This window comes from Emticicia sp. GW821-FHT11C11 (assembly GCF_058808615.1).
Window position 1 is genome coordinate 273,983 of the sequence record NZ_JBXARV010000001.1, and the last position, 21,534, is coordinate 295,516.

At 38.8% G+C, this 21,534-nt stretch carries 18 protein-coding genes; 10 read left to right on the forward strand and 8 right to left on the reverse strand.

The window, feature by feature from the left end; translation table 11 throughout:
• Nucleotides 1-322: 322 nt before the first annotated feature.
• From AC1RRY_RS01080 to folK, 8 genes are all read left to right on the forward strand, one after another.
• Nucleotides 323-1,477, forward strand: a complete 1,155-nt coding sequence (locus AC1RRY_RS01080; protein ID WP_492818840.1) for a cysteine desulfurase family protein — start codon at nt 323-325, stop codon at nt 1,475-1,477.
• 77 nt (nt 1,478-1,554) lie between these two features.
• A complete protein-coding gene (locus tag AC1RRY_RS01085; RefSeq protein WP_492818838.1) occupies nt 1,555-2,034 on the forward strand; it encodes a nucleoside deaminase in 480 nt (159 codons plus the stop codon).
• 30 nt (nt 2,035-2,064) lie between these two features.
• Nucleotides 2,065-3,186, forward strand: a complete 1,122-nt coding sequence (locus AC1RRY_RS01090) for an XdhC family protein (protein WP_492818836.1) — start codon at nt 2,065-2,067, stop codon at nt 3,184-3,186.
• 148 nt (nt 3,187-3,334) lie between these two features.
• Entirely contained in the window at nt 3,335-4,090 is a 756-nt protein-coding gene (locus AC1RRY_RS01095; protein WP_492818834.1) for a hypothetical protein, read from the forward strand.
• Between the two features lie 161 nt (nt 4,091-4,251).
• Complete coding sequence (locus AC1RRY_RS01100) at nt 4,252-5,442, forward strand: molybdopterin molybdotransferase MoeA (protein WP_492818832.1); 1,191 nt, start codon at nt 4,252-4,254, stop codon at nt 5,440-5,442.
• A gap of 238 nt (nt 5,443-5,680) precedes the next feature.
• Nucleotides 5,681-6,082 carry a hypothetical protein gene (locus tag AC1RRY_RS01105; RefSeq protein WP_492818830.1) on the forward strand — a complete coding sequence of 134 codons (402 nt, stop codon included), beginning with the start codon at nt 5,681-5,683 and terminating at the stop codon, nt 6,080-6,082.
• Nucleotides 6,063-6,821, forward strand: a complete 759-nt coding sequence (locus AC1RRY_RS01110) for a phosphoglycerol geranylgeranyltransferase (protein WP_492818828.1) — start codon at nt 6,063-6,065, stop codon at nt 6,819-6,821. The genes AC1RRY_RS01105 and AC1RRY_RS01110 overlap by 20 nt, the downstream gene beginning before the upstream one ends.
• Nucleotides 6,821-7,309 (forward strand): 2-amino-4-hydroxy-6-hydroxymethyldihydropteridine diphosphokinase, encoded by a 489-nt coding sequence (gene folK, locus AC1RRY_RS01115; protein ID WP_492818826.1) that lies wholly within the window; start codon nt 6,821-6,823, stop codon nt 7,307-7,309. Before AC1RRY_RS01110 ends, folK begins: the two co-directional genes overlap by 1 nt.
• A 43-nt stretch (nt 7,310-7,352) precedes the next feature.
• Here folK and AC1RRY_RS01120 read toward each other — a convergent pair whose 3' ends face one another.
• The 8 genes from AC1RRY_RS01120 to AC1RRY_RS01155 form a co-directional block, all read right to left on the reverse strand.
• Nucleotides 7,353-8,681, reverse strand: coding sequence for a TolC family protein (locus AC1RRY_RS01120; protein WP_492818824.1), 1,329 nt, complete (start codon nt 8,679-8,681; stop codon nt 7,353-7,355).
• Between the two features lie 35 nt (nt 8,682-8,716).
• The gene (locus AC1RRY_RS01125) at nt 8,717-9,379 is read right to left on the reverse strand and encodes an ABC transporter ATP-binding protein (protein WP_492818822.1); all 663 of its coding nucleotides are present in this window, start codon (nt 9,377-9,379) and stop codon (nt 8,717-8,719) included.
• 215 nt (nt 9,380-9,594) lie between these two features.
• On the reverse strand, nt 9,595-10,377 hold the full coding sequence (locus AC1RRY_RS01130; RefSeq protein WP_492818820.1) for a pentapeptide repeat-containing protein: 783 nt from the start codon (nt 10,375-10,377) through the stop codon (nt 9,595-9,597).
• Between the two features lie 45 nt (nt 10,378-10,422).
• Nucleotides 10,423-11,463: a DUF4097 family beta strand repeat-containing protein gene (locus tag AC1RRY_RS01135; protein WP_492818818.1), complete on the reverse strand. Its 1,041-nt coding sequence runs from the start codon at nt 11,461-11,463 to the stop codon at nt 10,423-10,425.
• Nucleotides 11,464-11,636: 173 nt separating this feature from the next.
• On the reverse strand, nt 11,637-12,341 hold the full coding sequence (locus AC1RRY_RS01140; protein WP_492818816.1) for a DUF4386 domain-containing protein: 705 nt from the start codon (nt 12,339-12,341) through the stop codon (nt 11,637-11,639).
• A 158-nt stretch (nt 12,342-12,499) separates the two neighbouring features.
• On the reverse strand, nt 12,500-13,405 hold the full coding sequence (locus tag AC1RRY_RS01145) for an OmpA/MotB family protein (RefSeq protein ID WP_492818814.1): 906 nt from the start codon (nt 13,403-13,405) through the stop codon (nt 12,500-12,502).
• 371 nt (nt 13,406-13,776) lie between these two features.
• The gene (locus AC1RRY_RS01150; protein WP_492818812.1) at nt 13,777-16,365 is read right to left on the reverse strand and encodes a T9SS type A sorting domain-containing protein; all 2,589 of its coding nucleotides are present in this window, start codon (nt 16,363-16,365) and stop codon (nt 13,777-13,779) included.
• A 234-nt stretch (nt 16,366-16,599) separates the two neighbouring features.
• The gene (locus AC1RRY_RS01155) at nt 16,600-20,148 is read right to left on the reverse strand and encodes a T9SS type A sorting domain-containing protein (protein ID WP_492818810.1); all 3,549 of its coding nucleotides are present in this window, start codon (nt 20,146-20,148) and stop codon (nt 16,600-16,602) included.
• A gap of 229 nt (nt 20,149-20,377) precedes the next feature.
• Here AC1RRY_RS01155 and AC1RRY_RS01160 point away from each other — a divergent pair, with 229 nt between their 5' ends.
• Nucleotides 20,378-21,022 carry an ankyrin repeat domain-containing protein gene (locus AC1RRY_RS01160; RefSeq protein ID WP_492818808.1) on the forward strand — a complete coding sequence of 215 codons (645 nt, stop codon included), beginning with the start codon at nt 20,378-20,380 and terminating at the stop codon, nt 21,020-21,022.
• Nucleotides 21,023-21,077: 55 nt separating this feature from the next.
• Nucleotides 21,078-21,524: an aminoglycoside 6'-N-acetyltransferase gene (gene aac(6') / locus AC1RRY_RS01165; protein WP_492818806.1), complete on the forward strand. Its 447-nt coding sequence runs from the start codon at nt 21,078-21,080 to the stop codon at nt 21,522-21,524.
• Nucleotides 21,525-21,534: the final 10 nt, after the last annotated feature.

Genomic DNA, 21,534 nt, shown 5'->3' on the forward strand with positions numbered 1-21,534 from the left:
CAACCTTGAAAAAAGAGTATTGAATACAAGGTATTTGTTATGAATTTCTTGGGTGAAAATCGAATCGGTAGAATTTCCCAGCATTTTATTACAGGCATTAATGTTTTGAAGAAGCAAACTACGCGAAAATGTACTGCATTTAGATTGTTTAGCCGAATAAAGTTTGGGTTTTCTTGAAAAAATTAAAACATTTCAAAAGAAAAACCAATTCTTTTGAAAGCCTGTTCTTTTTAGATAATAATAATCTGTAAATTCAGTATTTTTACTTTTCAAAAATAGAAATAAACACAATATAACCAGCAACCGGGTTGTCTTTTAATTGATGGAGTATCCGATTTATATGGACTATAATGCCACCACACCCGTTGACTCCAGGGTGCTGGAAGCGATGTTGCCTTATCTGACAAACCATTTTGGAAATGCCGCCAGCCGTTTTCATGCGTATGGTTGGAAAGCGGCAGAGGCAGTGAGTGTGGCTCGACGGCAAGTGGCCGGCTTAATAAATGCTACAGAAAAAGAAATTGTATTTACGAGCGGGGCAACAGAGTCTGTTAATCTGGCTATTAAAGGAGTATATGAGGCATTCAGCTACAAGGGGAAGCACATCATAACTGTTCAGACCGAACACAAAGCAGTGCTGGATACCTGCCTTCATTTAGAAAAACTTGGGGCCGAAATTACCTACCTGCCTGTAGATAATGAAGGAAAACTCGATCTTAAATTGCTTGGGGAGGCTATTCGACCGGATACAATTCTGATTTCCATAATGGCAGCCAATAATGAAACCGGGGTTTTGCATCCACTAAAAGCTATCGCTCAGATAGCGCATGCACATCAGGTTTTGTTTCATACCGATGCTACACAGGCAATAGGTAAATTGCCTGTTGACGTAACGGCCGATGAAGTAGATTTACTAAGTTTGTCGGCACATAAGATATATGGCCCAATGGGAGTAGGAGTGTTATATGTCAGAAAAAAACTGAACATTACAGCACAGCAGGACGGAGGTAAACATGAGCGGGGCTTACGCTCCGGCACGTTGAATGTGGCTGGTATTGTAGGTTTGGGCAAGGCCTGTGAGATTTGCCAACATGATTTGATTGAAGAAAGTAAACATCTTGCCCAACTAAGAGACAGATTAGAGACAGGTATTTTAGAACGATTGCCAGGGGTGAAAATAAATGGAGATACTGAAAATCGCCTGCCCAATACCACAAATATCAGTTTTGGCAGAATTGACGGCGAGCAATTGCTCATGAGCCTGAGTGAAATAGCGGTTTCTAACGGATCGGCCTGTAATTCGGCATCAACAGAGCCATCTTATGTGCTGAAAGCCATGGGATTGAACGACGATCTGGCATATGGCTCAATTCGCTTCAGCCTGGGGCGTATGACAACTGCCGAAGAGGTGGACGCCGCCATTAATCATATTAGCGAGGTTGCAGGCAGAATGATGAACGTGACTGTTTATGGCTGAAAATGGTCTTGAAATTTTAGCGATGTAGGATGATTTAAATGAAAAAAGAATTCACATAAAATGACTTGAAGAAAGCTATGGAAGATAAAAAGCAGGAATTTATGCAGAAAGCTATTGCACTGTCGATAATCGGAAGTCAGGTAGGGGTAGGACAAGGGCCATTTGGAGCAGTAATAGTAAAAGATGGTAAAATAGTAGGGCAAGGGCATAATCAGGTAGTGGCTACAAACGACCCCACCGCTCATGCAGAAGTAGTGGCTATAAGAGATGCCTGTAAAAATTTAGGAACTTTTGAATTGGTCGATTGCGAAATTTATACCTCATGCGAGCCTTGCCCCATGTGCCTGAGCGCCATCTACTGGACACGGCTAAAGAAAATATACTATGGCAATACCCGGGACGATGCCGCAGAGATTGGTTTCGATGATGCTTTTCTGTATCATGAAATACCATTGCCGCTTACAGACAGAAAGATTCCTATCGAGGCGTTAGGACGAAACGAAGCGCACGTAGCATTTGAACTCTGGATAAAGAAAGAGGATAAAATAGATTATTAAATTGCTGCTATGGCTTTTATCAGGATATATATGAAAGAGATTAAGCAAATTGTTGAAGCTTATCAGAAAATAGATTTTAATCAGAGTAAGGCAGCTCTGGCAACGGTAGTGCGGGTTGAAGGTTCTTCTTACCGCAGAACCGGAGCAAGAATGCTTGTTATGGAAACCGGAGAATGGATTGGGGGAATCAGTGGTGGATGTCTGGAAGGAGATGCCCTCAAAAAAGCCAGACTTGCGATGCTGCAGAATAAAGCAACACTGATTACTTATGATACCACCGATGACGACCCCTATCAGATAGGGGTGGGGCTAGGCTGTAACGGTATCATTGATGTGCTAATTACTCCACTCGATCCTCAGAATTCTCAGAATGCGGTTTTGCAGGTAAGCAACTGTCTGGAACAACGCACACCCAATGTAATCATTACGGTAACAGATGTTAAGAATGCCAACGGAGAGTATCAGGAGATTGAGTTGGGGCAAGTATTCAGATATGATAACGCGGTTCATTTCAGTGAAGTTTTTCCTTTAGAAATTATTAAGGATACGGTAAGCGACGAAATAGAGACGGCACTTGCCAATACCCAATCAGTATCACAAACTTATACTTTGCCTGCTGGCGTAACTATTGGTCTGTTTATAGAGGTTATTCCTCCACCTATACAGTTATACGTTTTCGGAAGTAACTATGACGTATATCCAATGGTACGTATGGCAAAAGAATTGGGGTGGAAAGTAATAGTCATTTGTAATCCCGGCAAAATGCATCCGTCTCTTTTTACTTTGGCCGATGCCGTAATGCCCAAAAATCACATACCTGTAATAGATAAGTACACCGCGGCGATTTCGATGTGCCACGATTACGAAACAGACTATAGCAACCTTCAAACGCTTTTACAGACAGATATTCCTTACATTGGTCTGCTCGGCCCAAAGAAGCGCACAATAAAGATGTATGCCCGGATGGAAGAAGAGGGTAGAAGTATCAATGAGGCAGACGAAGACCGCATATTTAGTCCGGTTGGTCTGGATATCGGCGCTTCCACACCTGAAGAAATAGCCCTGGCGGTGTGCGCAGAAATACGAACAAGCTTTTCTGGCAGAGACGCTAATAAGCTGAAGTTCAGAGATAAACCGATTTATGAAAGTTAAAGTTTGGTTTTTACTAAAAAGAGAAATATTATTGTTGCCTTATTCAATCCCTGCCTGGTTATCCTTAACCGAAAATGATTTGCTATTGAGTTAAAATAAGCTACTGCTGATTAATCAGACGCTTTGGCTTTTGAAAAAAACTGCATTCATGTCACCCAAGTTTGTTTCACTCTATGGGATGGTCGTGCTATTGACCACCCTGTTTTTTTATTTTTTACCCGTGCCGGAAATGCTCTCATGGGAAGAGCTATTGCTGGCCAAGCTGTTGAACCAGGCACCTGTGCTGCTTTGTCTGGGGTATCTTTGGTTCTATAAAAAGAGAATCAGAGAATATAAGCGCTTTTATCTATTAAATGCATTTCTGATTTTAAACGTAATTTCAGAAATACATTATTATCTCGTCGCACCGGGCGTTCGCATAACTTTTGATATTCTCAATAATACGGCTGCTTATGCAGTGCTTTTTGTGCTGTATAATAATCAGCGTCTATCTATCGTAAATTCAAGGATTAATCCTAAAAACCTCAGTTACGTTTTATTGGTTTGCGTTTTGCTGTTAACCGGATCTGGCTTTGTATTAACAACGGTGTACCGAAGCGGCTCTGTTGATAAACCATTGTTCATATCTATTTTCATAAGCATTCTGACCCTGAATATGAGTTTTTTTGCTGATAAAGCCTTTAGCCGGAACTGGTATAAATTAGTAGTAGGCACAGTGGCCATTGTGACAATAGATGGTTACCGCTATCTGAGTCTTTTTGTATTTGATTCGTATCCGATGTATATTCATACAATCGGTAAACTGATTTTCTCAATGGGCATTTTGTTAATTGTTAATGTTATAATGAAAAAATGTCTGATCAGAAAGAACAATCTGTCGTATAGCGTAGGCAGAGATTTCTAAATATCTGCAAGGGCAATGAGTTGCCGGATAATAGTTTCAAATATCAATTAGCCGGAAGTTATAATTGCCTGTCTATTATAGTATACTTTCCATTTATTTTCTTAACTTAAAGTCTTTAGGATATAATCCAACCAACATAATAAATAATAGAGCGTAGGACGATGATAACCGTTGAACAAGCCGAAGCAATTGTATTGAATAATACTATGACATTGGCCGTAGAGAAAGTAGCCATAGAAAAGGCGTTGAATAGAATTCTGGCCGAAGATTTTTATGCAGACCGCGACTTACCGCCGTTCAACAGGGTTTCTATGGATGGTATTGCGGTTGCTTTTGAGCAGATCGAAAAGGGGCAGAGAAGTTTCCCGATTGCAAGGACAGTGGCCGCGGGTGAGCCTCAGGTAACTTTAGCAGATTCAGACCAATGCATTGAGGTAATGACGGGTGCCATCTTACCGACAGGTACAGATACGGTAATCAGATACGAAGATGTAAACATTAAGGATAGAATAGCTGTAGTACAGGTAGTACCGGCTGGTGCCGGTGTAAGTGTTCATAAGCAAGGAGCAGACCGTAAGCAGAATGAAATAATAGTAAGTAAAGGTACTGAAATAACCCCGGCTGAAATAGGCGTAGCGGCTACAATAGGTAAAAGTGAGATACAGGTGCTGAAACAAGTACGCGCCATTATAATTGCTACTGGTGAAGAGATTATTCCAATCACTGAAACCCCTTTACCGCATCAGATACGAACCTCTAACAGCTATGCCTTGCAAGCTTGCTTAAAAAACTGGGGAGTAAATGCTGATACCGTGTTATTGCCCGATAATCAGTCGATAATAGAGCAAAAGATAAGCGAATACCTTGAAGCTTACGATGTACTGGTATTAAGCGGAGGTGTGTCGGCCGGTAAATTTGATTTTGTACCAACAGCGTTGGAGAATCAGGGTGTTCAGAAGTTGTTTCACAAGGTTTCACAACGACCCGGTAAACCATTCTGGTTTGGTAAAAGAGGTAATCAGACCGTATTCGCCTTGCCGGGTAATCCGGTGTCAACTTTTATGTGTTTACATCGGTATTTTAAGCCCTGGCTTGAGGCTTCGGAGGGCATACTTTCAGAACCTGAAACAGCTGAGCTGGCACAGGATTTTGAAATACAATTTGAGCTGACGTTTTTTCTGCAGGTGAGCCTTAAAAAAACAAATACGGGCGTTTTAAGAGCTACACCTATTACAGGAAACGGCTCAGGCGACCTAGCCAGCCTGGTAGATGCCGATGCGTTTATGGAATTACCTTTAGGAAAAAAGAATTTCAAAAGTGGTGAGCAATATCGTATATGGCGGTACAGGTAGCAGACTAATTGTGGGTAGTTTACCGTTTAAGAGATTTATATCAAATAAAAATTAAATGTAGAAACCTTTCGCAAGCTACTAAAGTTTAGTACATACCGGTAGAATATAAATATGATTTCATAGAAAACCGGTTGATGTTTGTATGATTAATTTCTGAAAGCTTTAATTGCTATAAACCAGCTTTAACCTTTCTTTTTTTAGCATTTTTCAATAATTTTGAACAAAAATCAGTGGGAAAGTGAAAAATCTAAGAGAAACCATAACAAGAGTACCGGTTGTGCCGCCTAAGACAAATCGTGATGATCGCAAGGAACAACTACAGGAATCGATAGACAAATACCTGGGTGCAATTGAAACCCAGATAGGAGACTTGAAAAAAGTTGGCAAGAATGCCCTGGTCATTGGAGGAATCATTGTTGCGGTATATGCAATAACAGAGCTTATTTTACCGGAAGGAGAGAAAGCAAAGCAGGGAAGTGAGCCTTTACCGGTACCGGCAGAGCCAGAAAAAGAAGGAGACTCTTTGTTATGGTCTGCCATGAAAGGTGCTGCCACTTCAGTTCTATTAGCTATTGCAAAAGAAAAATTATTGGAATTGATAGACCACCTTACAACTAAAGATGCCGAAGCAACTTCTTGAAAAAATAGTAGCACTTAAACAACTAAAGAAAAAAGCTTTAGCCGTTTTGCTTGATCCTGATAAGATTGAGATTTCTACTTTTAATCAATTTTTATACAACTGTGTAGAAAACCGCGTTGATTTCTTTTTTGTTGGTGGCAGCCTGATTACCAATCATATTCTTGCTGAGATGGTTGATATTATTCACCGGCAGACAAACATTCCGGTGGTGATTTTTCCGGGCAATAGCTTGCACATTGAGCCTTCAGCAGATGGTATCCTGCTGCTTTCACTGATTTCAGGCCGCAACCCCGACTACCTTATCGGACAACATGTAATTGCAGCCCCTATTCTGAAACAGAGCGGGCTGGAAATACTGCCAACCGGATATATATTAATTGATAGTGGCCGCCAGACTACCGTTTCATACATCAGCAATACAACACCCATACCGCACGACAAACCGGATATTGCGGCTTGTACGGCCATAGCAGGCGAGTTGCTGGGTCTTCGATTGATATATCTGGACGGAGGAAGCGGTGCATTGAACGCAATATCTCCTAAAATGATCCGTAAGGTAAAAGAAAATATTAATGTACCACTGATTGTGGGAGGGGGTATTAATTCATCAGAAAAAGCCCACGATGCTCTCGCTGCCGGGGCTGATATTATCGTAATAGGTAATGCCTTTGAGAGGAACCCTGCGTTGCTTCCGGAAATAGCAGAGGTGGTGCAATCCTTCAATTTAACTACTGCCTAGTGAAAGTCAATCAGGTGTATCTTGGCTTGGGGTCTAACCTTGGTAATCGACAAGAGAACTTAGATCGTGCCCGTATACTCATCGCCGAAAACATCGGTATTATCCTCTTGCAATCAGGTATTTATGAAACAGCAGCCTGGGGCCTGAAAGAACAGAATGATTTTCTGAATCAGGTAGTTTGTATTTCTACATCATTTGAACCGCATGAAGTGCTGGCAAAGGTATTGGCTGTAGAGCAATCTATGGGGCGGATACGCGAAGTAAAATGGGGAGCCAGAGTAATAGATATAGATATTTTGTACTATAATGATGCAATTGTAAATCTTCAGCATCTCTCAATCCCGCATCCTTACATACAGGAACGTCGTTTCGTATTGGTTCCGTTGGCAGAAATAGCAGGTGATTTTGTACATCCTCAATTGAAGCTGACCAACGAAGAATTATTGGAAAATTGTACGGATACAAGTGAGGTAATAAAAAAACAATAGCTACGATTCAATCGTAGCCATGTTTCATAAATGTATTCCTTTACTAGTTAATTTTCCATTCACCGTCTTTGTAGAAATCCAGAATCTTTTGCTGAAGCAATACTTCATATTTGGCTTGTACCAGATTGCTTCTGGCCCGGTCGTAATTTACTTTTGCAAGCACATATTCTACCGAATTCACCGTTCCCGCACTGATTCTGCTTTCGGCTGCTTTCACATTCTGCTCGTTGATACTCACCTGCTCAGTAGCTACTCTGAATCTTTCAGAAGCGGCATCAAAAGATTGGAATGATTGCTCAATAGCCTGGCGTAATTGCATCTTGGCTGTGTTAAGCGCATTTTCTGTTAATTGTTGTTGTACTTTCACAGCGGCTACCCGTGGCTTGTTCTGTAAGCCTCCCAGAATAGGTATACTGACGTTTAAAGACAAAGAACCGTTACGTGTACCGTTGATCTGTGTTACATAACTTTCTGTCTTGTTTGAAGTCGAATAGAATGCTCCGTAATTGGCAGAAAGTGAAACGTTGGGCATCACATTGGCTTTTGTAGCTTTTATCAGATTATTAAAGCTTCTCAATTGTAATTCGGCTCTTTTTACTGAAGGGAAGTTAGCAATTGATTGCTCATATAACTGATTAACGAAACTGTCATCAACTTTATAGATGTTTACTTCGTCAACAATCGGCTGGAAAACAACGTTGTTCGTTGGTGTCAGGTTCATCAGCTGAAACAAAGCCAGACGATTAGTCTTCAAGGCATTCTGCGTTGTTACAAGCGAAAACTCATCGTTAGCCAGTTGAGATCTGATCTGGAAATACTCGGTTTGTCCTACTACACCGGCATTAACCAGTTTATTGATTCTGTCAAGCTGAGCTCTCGAAGTCTCTACCTGCTGTTTGGCTACTTCCACTAATTCCTGTGATGCAAGCACCTGCAGATAAGCCTGCAACAAATTAATGGTAATCAGATTACGGCTGGCCTCTATGCCCTTAGTACCGGCTTCTTTCAAAAGTAGATTCTGTTGAATCTGGTTCTTTATCTGAAAACCATTGAAGAGTGTAACGGTGGCGTCAACACCAAAGCCGTTGGTACTGTATAACTCTTCAATGTAGCTGTTGGTAAAGCGGTCGATACTTCTACCAAGACGCACATCCTGCCCCACACCAAAGCCTATTCTTGGGTATTGCAATGACCTTACCCGCGACAGCTCCACATTAGCAGCTTCAGATTGTATCTGGCTTTCGCGGTAGGTCAGGTTATTTTTAATGGCAATGTCCAGGCTCTCTTTCAAGGTCATTTTGTTCTGTGCCATTGCACTCGAAAGACCTATCGGAAATAATAAAAAAAGTAAGTATTTGCGTAAATTATTCATTGTATTTTATATCACTAATTTCAAAACATGAGTTGTTAGTCTATCCAGCCATCTTTCAGTCTGATGACCCTGTTGCCATACGTGGCGTTTTCTTCCGAGTGGGTTACCTGTACAATCGTTACACCGTCTTTTTCATTTAATTCTTTAAATAGCTCCATAATTTGTTTCGCTTGTTCAGAATGCAGGTTCCCGGTAGGTTCATCGGCAAAGATTATTTTGGGCTCTGCCACAATAGCTCTTGCAATACCTACCAGTTGTTGTTGCCCTCCTGAAAGTTGCGTTGGGAAAAGGTCTTTTTTAGCCACCATATTGAACCGATCCAGTACATCAGCTACTCTGCTTTTACGTTCAGAGCCAGACTGCCCTTTGTATAAAAGCGGGGTCTCAATGTTTTCATAAACGGTAAGCTCGTCAATCAGGTGATACGCCTGAAACACAAAGCCTATGCTGGTTCTATGTAATTCGGTACGTTTTTTTTCTGACAGTTTTTGTACAGGCACATCTTCAAATAAATATTCTCCTTCAGAGGCTTCTTCCAATAAACCCAGAATATGCAGCAAAGTTGATTTACCGGAACCTGACGGCCCCATGATTGACACAAATTCACCCTGGTTGATGGTAAGGTTGAGGTTTCTTAATACATAAGTTTTTCCGAAGCCCGCCGGGTAATATTTAGATATGTTTTTTAATTGAATCATTTTGATTGAATTGATTTGTTCGGGTCGTTAAGATACTGGTTCTTAGCTGATTTTCCGGTTTGTATGTTGTATAACTATTTGCCAAAGTTTATGCCATTAAATTTAATTGACTTATAGTCAGTATGTTATGTTGTTTTTGTAAAATAAAAATGTCCGAAAACGGACAAACTTTGTACGCCTTCGGACATAGGGTAGAGGTTGTAAAAAAGGAGCGGTCAGTTGATATATTTCTTACCGTTTGAATACTTCATGTCAACGCCTGATCTGAACCGGGTGTTATCGAAATTACCTAAATCTTTAAACTCTGCGTATTTAAAATCTGCATGATTACTAAAGGTAGAGCTCTTAAATGTAACACGCTCATCAAAATTGGCATATTTGAAATCGGCGTAATTTTTGAAAGCTGTACTGAAGAAATCGGCATCATATTTAAACTTCGAATATTTGAAATTGGCATATTCGCTGAAAGTGCTACTGGCGAAGTTAGATTCTTTTTTAAACCCGGCATATTTAAAGTTGGCTTCTCTTTCAAACTTTGTTCCTGCAAAAGAAGCTTTTTCAGCAAAATCTGAATACTTAAATTCAGTTAAGCCTTCAAACGTACAATTTTCAAAAACTACACTACGTTCAAAATCAGTGGTATAGGTTACCCCTTCACCAAAACTCCACGAACCATTTTTCTCACCAAGGCTCCATTTTCCGCTTCTGTCGTTCTCAGAGTTTTTGTAAGCAATAAAATCTCCTTTGAAAATACAGTTTTTAAAAACCAAAGGCACTTCCACGCTGCTTTTATATTCTTCATAACCTTTACTTTTTTTAACACGAGTTTTGTTCGAAAGCTCGGTCAGGTCCAGCTTACCTGTAATGGTTGCGCCATCGTAGCTCACACTTTTACCCTGATCTATGGCATCAAAAATGGTTTTTGCCGAAACTTCTTTTTGCGCGGTTGCAGTACCTGCAATGCTTGCACACAAAAGAATAATGAATAGTTTTTTCATGATTTATCGGTATTGATAGTTTGTAATTTTTATTATTGACTTCGCTTAGTCATTAATGCTAATACTTCCTGAGTTGGCATCCATCGTTATCGGAATACCACCGCCATTAACCGAACCTCTTACTCGGTCTTTTTCAATACGGCCGCTGAAGTTTTTGATTTCAGGTACACGCACGCGGTTAGCGTCCAGATCAAGATCTAAACCTTTGTCCATCGGCATTCTTACGCTGATATTACCTGCACTGGTTGATAGTGAAAGGTATTTGCCAAGAGATCTGATGTCGGCATGAATACCACCACCACTGGTTGAGGCCCTTACGCTGGCTCTTATGTCTTCCAGATGAATAGAACCGCCTGAAGTTGAAGTGATGAATTCGCCGCTGATTTCCTCAGCTCTGATACCGCCACCGCTGGTTGTAGCTTTTATCATTCCGTCAAGTTGTTTTAAGCGTAAACCTCCGCCAGAAGTACCTAATCTGATTTCGCCTTTACAGTTAGCTGCTTCTATGCCACCACCACTGGTAGTTACGTCGATTATATCACGGCAATCAGAAATGTCAATACCACCGCCCGAAGTTCTTCCTTTAATGTTACCTCCTAAACCTGCGAGTTTTAAACCACCACCACTGGTAGAGAATTCAAGATTTCCTTTTAAGTTTTTAAGATTGATACCACCACCGCTGGTTTGTAAATCGGTAGATACTTTTTCTGGCGAGTAGATTTTGAAGGAGATATTCAATGATTTTTTCCAGTCGTTCCAACCGCCGCTGCTTTTTCTTTTAGCTACGCAATAGATAGTGCTGCCTTCTTTTTTGACACTAAGATCATAATCTCTTAAACGTTCTTCAATTTCTGCCTTGCTTATAGAGCTGCCATTCCAGTTATTAGGTCTGACGTATACTTCTACACGGGTTTCGTTACCTGCCTGGCCGGCTACGGTAATGCCACCGCCTGATGTACGTACATGAAGAGTCTGAACCTCAGACGACTGATAAGACTTTACAAAGTAAGGGGTATCTTTATCCTGTGCAAATGAGATGCTTACGGCTGATAGTCCGAGAATAAATAATGAGAGTAGCTTTTTCATAAATTAAGTATAGTTTGAAATCGATAATTGATACAGTTTTTAATAAGATGCAAAATAACATAGGGGCGTTGCACAAATAAGACAATTATTTTTTGGAATACCCCTAAAAGTATAACGAGGTTTTTTTCGCAGAAGAAAAAAACCTCGTTATGCAGTGAATGTTCTAAGTACAATTATGCTTTAATTGATTTGCGTTGGAGCATGATTCCGGTGATAATCAGCCAGATCAGCCACAAAGTACTGCCGATGAATCCGGCCATATCCCAAACCGGGAAATCGGGCATTACTGTAGCAAACAATTCTGCTTGCGCCAGCAGATAAATTCCTGATGAAATATATCCTAAACCAATAATCCATCTAGGAAATAGTTTGAGTTTTTGAAAGGCAAGTGTAATCATGACAGTCCAGATGATTGTGAACAGTTGTCCCAGGTGTTCGCCAAGAATTACACCGCCATATTGGTGTATAACCTCAAAAATGACTTTACTCGCTTCTTTTGTGGCAGTATTGCCGTGCACAAAATGATTGGCCAGCACAGGCACTACGAATGTCCAGCGTAATAAGCCAATCATTTGCACTATCAAGCCAATTACTCCTATGGCAGTAGCCCAACGGATAGATGAGAATTTGTTTTCCAGTTTCTGGCCTAGCAATATGTAGGCAGGCAAGAAAGGTAAACCTACTATGGCAAACGTAAACCATGTCCAGATAAGCTGTGTGCCTCCCTCATGAAATTTAGTAAGAATGAATCCCGTGTCTTGCCTTAAAATAGCCGGATAGTCGAAGATAATACCCAGTATTGTATAAGGAATAAATAATAAGATACCCCCTGTAATTAATAATCTGCCGATTGTTTTTTCTGTGTTGAAATTTTCCATGATAGCCTGTATTTTAATAAGTTTTAAATCAATTTGCTGATGCAAAATTGGCAGGCTAAAAAGCAAAAATGACAGACAAATGTCCAAAAGGGAAGATTACAACAAAAAAAACAGAGCTGAGAAAACAGCTCTGTTTAAAGACTTGACTTTATTATCTATTATTTATTTGAGCCTAATAAATCATAAAACTGATTCAGTTTTGGCATCAGAATAATTCTGGTTCTGCGGTTAGTTGACCGTCCTTCGGCTGTATCATTACTTGTCAGCATATTATATTCTCCACGGCCGGCGGCAATCAGCTTATTAGGGTCTACCTTAAACTGACCCTGTAGTGTACGAACCACTGAAGTAGCACGTTTCACACTTAGATCCCAGTTGTCGGATACACATTCGTTTTTAATGGCCACATTATCAGTGTAACCTTCAATCATTACTTCTAATTCAGGTCTCGACTGGATAATCTGAGCAATTTTTCCTAACACTTCATTAGCTCTCGGAGAAATTTTAAAGCTACCGCTGCTGAATAACATCTTATCTGAAATATTAATCATCACAACCGTTTTATCAACTTTCACTTCAATATCTTTATCTTCAATGCCATCTTTCAGTACACGGGTCAGATTCACCGCCAGGGCTAGATTAATGGAGTCTGTCTTGGTTCTTGCAGCATGAAGCCGATTAATGTATTGATCTTTTTGTTGCATTTGTGACAACGTATTATCAATATTGGCATTGGCGGCTTTTGATAATACCGTCAGATCTCCGACTTGTTCCAACTGTTTGTCACGCAATTTTTTCAGGTCTTCCAATTGATCTTTATAGTAGGTCAACTGTTGGTCACGTTGCTGAATGGCGTTCTGCGAAGCCAGAGTTTGATTTTCAGATGTTCTTTGGGCTGCTGCCAGACGGTCCTTATAGTCCTGTACCTGATCTCCACATTTTACTAAATCGGTTTGGGAGCGATCATATTCATTTTTTAGTGCTACATATTTCTTTTTTGTGACGCATGACGCCAAAGAAGTAACGGCAAAAAAGATAACGAGTGATTTAACAAGAACTTTCATGAGATTGTGTGTTTTAATATTACATAAGTTAGTTTCTGCCTGAGAGAATATAAGATTTGCGTTGTTTTTCCCTTTTCGGCCATATTTTTACTGTAAAGACATAAAAAAGTATGCCAATGGAACACTAAGCGTATAAGTGTGGATATTAAAATCGGGCATAAACGTATGCCTGCAAGCAATTAGGCATGCGCCGGTGTTTTGCAAACAGGCATACACCTACTGGTAACATAGGGGAGAAAAATACTCACTAATGTAGAAAAAATGATTGCCGGTCTTATTCTATTATTAAGTTCTAATGCTATGAAGCACCTAAAACTTAAATAGTATAAGATAGCGGAGACTTTCTTTGACAGAAATCTGGCAGTAAAATACTACCTACTCACATTTACCTTCTTCACCATAATATTTCCATTTTCTTCTTCCAGAACGATAAAGTAATTACCTGAATTGAACCCAGAGAAGTCAATAGTATGGGCATTCTGTTTAACAGCTGTATAACCCACTAATCGCCCGGTAACATCTACAAGTTTATAGGTAAACAGCTTTGCAGACCTAAGATATACTTTATCAGCAGTAGGGTTGGGGTAAAGTTGCAGATAGAATTTTTCTTCTTCGTTAGCTAATAACGAAGGCTGAAAAACAGCAGAAATCAGGCTTTCGCAACCTTTATCAAACACTTTTACCTGATAGCTACCCAGTTCGGTAAATTTAATTTTTTGACTTGTAAATGACATCTCATTGCTATTAAAATACCACTTATTACCGCTGGCAGCACTTGATATCAAACTATCGTTAGATTGCTTGATGGTTGGTTGTGGAATAACGATTTCACTGATGGTAACTGAATTAGTGGATGTAGTCGAGCAACCTTTAGAGTTGGTTACCTTCAACTCATATTTGCCGGGTATTTTTGCCGTATATGATTGGAAGATGGCATTTGTTATTTCTGTTCCATTTAGATACCACTGATAGGATTTTTCTTTTAAACTTGTAGTTATATTTACATTATTGCCATTGCAAATAAATGTACTTGGAGAAGACTCTATAAGTGGTGCAATTGGGCCAGATATCTTTTTAATTAACAGAGTATCAGACTTTACGGTGCATCCAACTTTATCAAATACGTGTAAAACATATTTGCCGTCTTCATTAACCATTATATTAGAGTTTTCCGAAAAATTTGTTCTGTTTTTTATCCAATTATATGTTAGCGGAGGTGTGCCACCGCTGATACTTGCTGTCAATAATGTTGAAGTGTTTTCACAAAATTCTTTATTTCCTGATATATTGTTTATTTTTAAAGATGAAGTTTTTATAACAGTTACTTTAAATGCAGTACTTACAGGGCTTAAGCAAGGTTGATTATTAAATGTACTTTCGCAAAAAGCTGTATATGATGTCGTCGTTTGAGGAGTGACTTTTATTTTTTGACCTCTTTCCCCATTTGACCAAACTACAATACCATTGCAACCATCTGCAGTTAAATTCACAGGAAAATTTGCGCAAACCTCAATGTTATCCGCTGAGATTTTAGGTGCAGTAGCATTAACGAATGCTAATTCAACTTTATGAGAAGAATACGTGCAGCCTTCTTGTGTTAGAGTTAAGCTATAACTTCCGGCAAGTTTAGCGGTATAGGAATGAGTGTTATAAGTATTTTCTAACTTTATTGCAGTGTTATTTCTATACCACTGGAAAGTGAAATTTTCAACTGGAAGAATATCTTTTAATAATGTGTTTCCTATTTTGGATGTTAGTAGCAAATCACCTTCTTTACAAAAAGTGCTAGATTCACCTGTAATGTTGAAGTTAGATTTACAAGAATTACCGGGGGGAGACAATTTGATAATAATATATTCTGGACTACCAGTTGCCGCACTTGATTTTTTTTTGGTAGTGACATAAAGGCCCTCATCAGATGAATTATGTATATTAAGAAAACTATAATCGTATGTAAAGTATTTGGACCATAACGTGACACCTTTCGCGCTGAACTTTGTTATGAAATTGCTTTTAATTGCAAACACTTCACCATTTTTTGAACTGATTATTCTTGCATTATTGAAATTACTATTTGACCATTGTATTTTACCGCGTGAAGAATATTTATATAATGCATTACTTGATGTAATTATGCACCCATTATCAGAGGTTTTTTCGAAATTAGAAATAATGTTACTTGACCCTGAAAATCCCCATATTGTTTTACCTGTTAAGGTGTTTATTCTTTGAACTCCAGATGATAGGCCATTAATAGCCTCTAATACATATATAGATGAAGAATCTGCCTCAATAAGGTTATAAATACCTTGAATATTATTTTTTGACCAAATTTGCTTACCTTCTGCAGAGTATTTTATCAATCCGGACGTAGTTGCTATCACAAGTCCATTATCATCCGCAATTTGTATGGCAGTTACTGTATTCGCTATTATGTTGATATCAACTTCCCATTCGATACTCCCATTGTCTTTTATTTTTTTTAAATAGGCCATGGGTTTATCATTTACTAAATTTGTACATAAAAAATAGAAGCCATTATCAAAGGTTCCTACAACTTTTTCAATGGTATAAGGTATTTGTTTTTCCCATGTAAGATCTAAATCAGAGTTGTATTTTTTAAGGACTCCTATGGATGCCACATAAATTAATATTCCACCATCTTTAGAAGAGTAATTTTGTATTGTAGGAGAAATGAAAGAGCCTTCTGTAGAGAAAATAGACTGGTTCTTCACCAAACCATCTACGTTAAATTTACGTATGCTAATATCACTACTATTTGATTTTTGTATTTTTGCAAGCGAATAAAAAAAGTTAGAGTTTCCAAATGTAGAGATAGTTAAATCATCTATTCCTTTTTTAAACGGTTCAGCCCATTCAACAGCCGGGACCTGTTCTTGTGAATAACCAAAGTATAAAGGAAACAGCAGTATAATTGTAAAAAATAGAGATCTTTTCATGTAGTTGTTTAGTGATTCCGAAAAATAATTAATTCTTAGAATCAAAACAACGCTTATTATGATATAAATAACAATTCGGGCATAATCTGGATATTATTGTACCAAATATTGGTTCTTTATATAAGAAAGGAATCTAAAATTTATAACATAAGTAAAAGTAAACAGAAGGAATTTAAATGCCTCTTGAAAGCCGTAGAATATGAAATTTTAAATAGGATTGACACTTATACACTACTACCTACTCACATTTACCTTCTTCACCATAATATTTCCATTTTCTTCTTCCAGAACGATAAAGTAATTACCTGAATTGAAACCGGAGAAATCAATAGTATGGGCATTCTGTTTAACAGCGGTGTAACCCACTAATCGCCCGGTGATATCTACGAGTTTATAGGTAAATAGTTTAACAGACTTTAGATATACCTTATCAGCAGTAGGGTTGGGGTAAAGTTGCAGATAGAATTTTTCTTCTTCGTTAGCTAATAACGAAGGCTGAAAAACAGCAGAGATCAGGCTTTCGCAACCTTTATCAAACACTTTTACCTGATAGCTGCCCAGTTCTGTAAATTTAATTTTTTGACTGGTAGATGACATCTCAATGCTATTAAAATACCACTTATTACCGCTGGCAGCACTAGATATGAGACTATCGTTAGATTGCTTGATGGTTGGTTGAGGAATAACGATTTCACTAATGGTAATGGAATTGGTAGATGAAGTGGAGCAACCATTCGCGTTAGTAATTTTTAATCTGTAATCTCCGGCGCTGGTAGCGGTATAAGACTGTCCTGTTGCAGCATTTATTTCAGTATTATTCATGAGCCATTGATAAGCGCTTTCTTTCGATAAGGTGGTTATAATGGTACTGCCTCCAACACAGATTTGAGTACCTGAAGAAGATGCTATCACCGGTGCTTCAGGGTTGGCTACCCTTTTAACGGCTAGTGTATCTGATTTTACAGTACACCCGATATTATCAGAAACTGATAATACATATTTCCCTTCATCACTAATCAGTATTGTTGCCTCGTTTGAAATCTTAGCAGAGTTTTTTGTCCATTGAAAAACCAAAGGAGTGGTGCCCCCGCTTATAATGCCATTTAATTGAGTAGAGGTGCCTTCGCATAATTCACTTTTACCTGATATCCCGGTAACTTTTAAGCTCGATAAATTGATAACTACAGGAGTCTCAGACATGCTCGAACAATTAGAGGCATTGGTTACTTTTAATTGATATGCGCCGGGAGTTGAAGTAGTATAAGATGCATTGACGGCGCCGTTTATTTCATTATTATTCAAAAACCATTGGTAGCCGGTTACCTGGGCGTTGGTGGTGAGCACTACGCTTTCCCCATTACAAATAACGGGGCGCACCGGTTGGTTGATAGAAGGAATTGCGGGAAGCGCATTTTTTTTGACCGTAACAGAGTCTGATTTAGAAGAGCAGCCGATGTTATCAAAAACATATAAAACATACTTGCCTTCCTGATTGACAGATAGTTTAGATGTATTGGCAATATTTGTTGAATTCTTAACCCAACTGTAGGTGAAAGGAGCGTGGCCGCCTGCAACCACAGGCTCAAGCTCTGTAGAACTTTGTTCACAGAACTCTTTTTTACCTGAAATTTCAGTAATTCTCAGGTTGGATGCACTGACAACCAGCGGAATTGCAGAAGTAGTTGAGCAATTATAAGCATTGGTTACTTTTAATTGATAGCTTCCGGCAGAAGTGGCAGCATAAGATTGATTGATTGCACCGGCAATTTCATGGTTATTCAAGAACCATTGATAACTGCTCTCTTTTGCAGAGGTTGTAAGTAACAGATTTTCTCCGTAACATATAATTGTATTCGCGGGCTGGCTGATAACTGGAACCAAGGGATTTGCTCTTTTTTTAACCGGGATAGAGTCTGTCCTGAAATAGCAGCCGATACTATCAAAGACATGTAAAACATAGTTGCCTTCCTGATTTACAGGCAGCTTTGGCTCGTTGGAAAGATTTGTTGAATTTCTGGCCCAGATGTATGAAAACGGAGGTATTCCTCCTGTAATGACCGGCTCGAGTTTTGTAGAATCGTTTTCGCAGAATTCCTTTTTACCTGTAACTTCCGCGATTCTCAAATTGGAAGAACCAAGAACAGTAATAGTAATACTGTTGCTTGCAAAACTTTGACAGGTCTCACTATTCATCATTTTTTCACAGACGGCAGTATAGGTAGTGGTTACCAATGGATTAACCAAAACATTCAGGCCTCGGGCTCCTGTTGACCACACCACCGTGCCACCATCACAACCTTTGGCATGTAAAGAAACTGAATTACCAAGGCATAACTGAGTACCCTCGGATTCAATTACCGGCTGAGTTTCGTTGACTATATTCAGTTCAACGGTTCTGGAAGTGCTTGGACAACCCTGCTGTGTAACTACCAGGCGATACTTACCACTTTGGGTGGCAGTATATGAATAACTATTTGCCGATGCTATCGGGGTGTTATTTTTATACCATTGAAAAGAGAAATCAGTCAGATAGCTCATGTATTCCATAGATACCTTACCGAAATTTGATGTCATTGCTATATTACCCACTTTACAGGAAATGGTGTTTTGTCCGGTAATCTCAAATGATGTCTTGCATGGGTTGGTAGGAGGCGCCAGCTTAAAAAGAACAAAATCGGGAGCATTAGTGATGCTACTTCCACTTTTTGCTGCGGTTACATACAGACCAAAATCTGAAGCGTCAATAATGTCGTTAATAATGTAATAACTACTATTAAAACTTTTGCTCCATACCAACTCATTAGCAAAAGTGAGTTTGAAAATCGAATTATTCTGGATTACAAAGATTTTGTCATTTCCGGTAATTGCAATCTTGCAGGAAGTATAACTAGTGTTTTTCCATTGAAGTATTCCTGCTGAATTATATCTATAAAGACCTGTATTTGTACTAAAGACACAACCATTATCAGATGTTCTTTCAAAATCAGTGATACTTTCTCCGACTAACGATTTTGTCCAGTTGGCAGTCCCGTTTGCAGTATTAACCTGAATAACATTGCGCGTGTTTGTTAGATTATTGTAGGTCAGAAGGTATAAGGTAGAATTATCAGAGCGTGCCAATTGATATCCCCCCAGAATTGTGGTATTAGACCAGACCAATGCTCCGACGGAAGAGTATTTCCGTAATCCATTTTTGGTTGCTATTATTACACCATCGTCACTGCTTGTCTCTATGTCATTGATATCATCTGCAAATCCTGTTAAAGCAACTGTCCACTCCTCGGTTCCATCATTTTTTATTCGTTTAATTTCTGAAACCGTACTATCGCTTACCGTTCTTTTAATTAATAAATAAAAGCCGTTTGCCGAAGTGGCAGTAGCATTTTGAACAGTATAACTGACTGTTTTTTGCCAACTCAAATTGAGGGTGTCATTATATTTCCTGAGAATTGAGCCCAAAAAAATATAGACGAGCACTCCGCCATCTTGCGAAGCATATTGAGAAATAACCGGAGCATTTGAAGACCCTCCCTCAGAATGAATAAATTGATCCTTTATCAATCCACCTGTATTGAATTTACTTATACTAGCGGTACCACTTATCGTATTTTGTCCTTTAATTAAAGCAAATAAGTCATTAGAGCCTTGAAAAGCCGTAATACTTCCGCCATTAGTTCCTCCAGAATATGGTTCAGCCCATTCAACAACCGGTATCGGCTCCTGAGCGTAGCATTGATAATAAGAAAGCAACAGTAAAATTGCAGAGAGTAAATTCTTTTTCATTGTGATTGTGAATGGATTCCGAAAAATACTTGATTTTTAACTTTAAAACAATACCGTAAGGTCAAATAGAATGTGTTTAATGATGAGAATCATAAATTTTATCCATGAAAATAATTAAAGAAATTTTGTATATTGTTTGTTGAAACAGGGGTTGAAAATGTTCATTTACAGATAGATAATTATCTATTCCTATTATACCTATAAAGGTTATTCAATATCCTATACTCTAATGGAAATATCAATAAAAAAACTAATAGATAGCAAAGATCTGGAAGGATTAAGGCAGGCCCTTTCTGAAAATCCGAGCCTTGCGAATGAAGGCTTACCCTATGACGAAACAAACACAACAAAGGCGCATCCACTGCACCGGATTTGCGATGGTGTTTATAGCAATACTTATACCGACGAAGAGGGTGTAGAAATGGCAAAAGTATTCCTGGAGTTTGGAGCAGATATTAATGGCGGCAATATGATAGAAAAAAAAGATACTCCGCTTGTGGCTGCCTCAAGCCTGCATGCCGACCAGGTAGCAATTTTATACATCGAACACGGAGCAATAATAAGCCATCCGGGATGCCATGGCGGAACGGCTTTACATTGGGCTGCCTGGTGTGGCCGACCCGTAGTTGTAGAAAGATTGATACAAGCGAATGCAGAAATTAACAGAAAATGTATCGACTTCATATCAACACCACTTTTTTGGGCTGTGCATGGTTTATATAGCAGTAATAAGAAAGAAATGTCAAGCTATCTGGAATGTGTCCGACTTTTGCTTCAGACCGGAGCAGACAAAAATATTCCAAATCGGGAAGGAAAAACTATTTTTAATTTGATTGATGATGAAGATGTAGTGCTGAAAGAATTATTAAGTTGATATTATTCCTATAATACATATTTGTTAAAGAGTAAGCTATTTACAAAGACAAAAAATGACTATTGAAAAACTTTCCATTAACAATATCAAACCACTGATTGAACTTGTTTTGGAATTATGGACTGATTGCTCATTTGATGAGGAATTTGAAGACTATAAAAGTATCGTAGATGCTGAAAATGAAATTTGTTATATCGTAAAAGATAAAGAACAATATGTCGCATTTATTCATATAAGTATCCGGAATGATTATGTGGAAGGTGCAACAGAATTGCCCGTTGCATATATTGAAGGAATTTATGTGAAACCCGCATATCAACAGAAGGGTATTGGGAAAGAATTAATGAGCGTTGCAGAAAATTGGGCTATTGAAAAAGGCTTGAAGCAAATAGCATCAGATTCTGTCATTACTAATCTACAAAGTATAGCTTTCCATACTAAGGTTGGATTTACGGAAGCAGAACGAATTGTTTGTTTCATTAAAGACTTATCCTTAAAATAAACATGGTTTA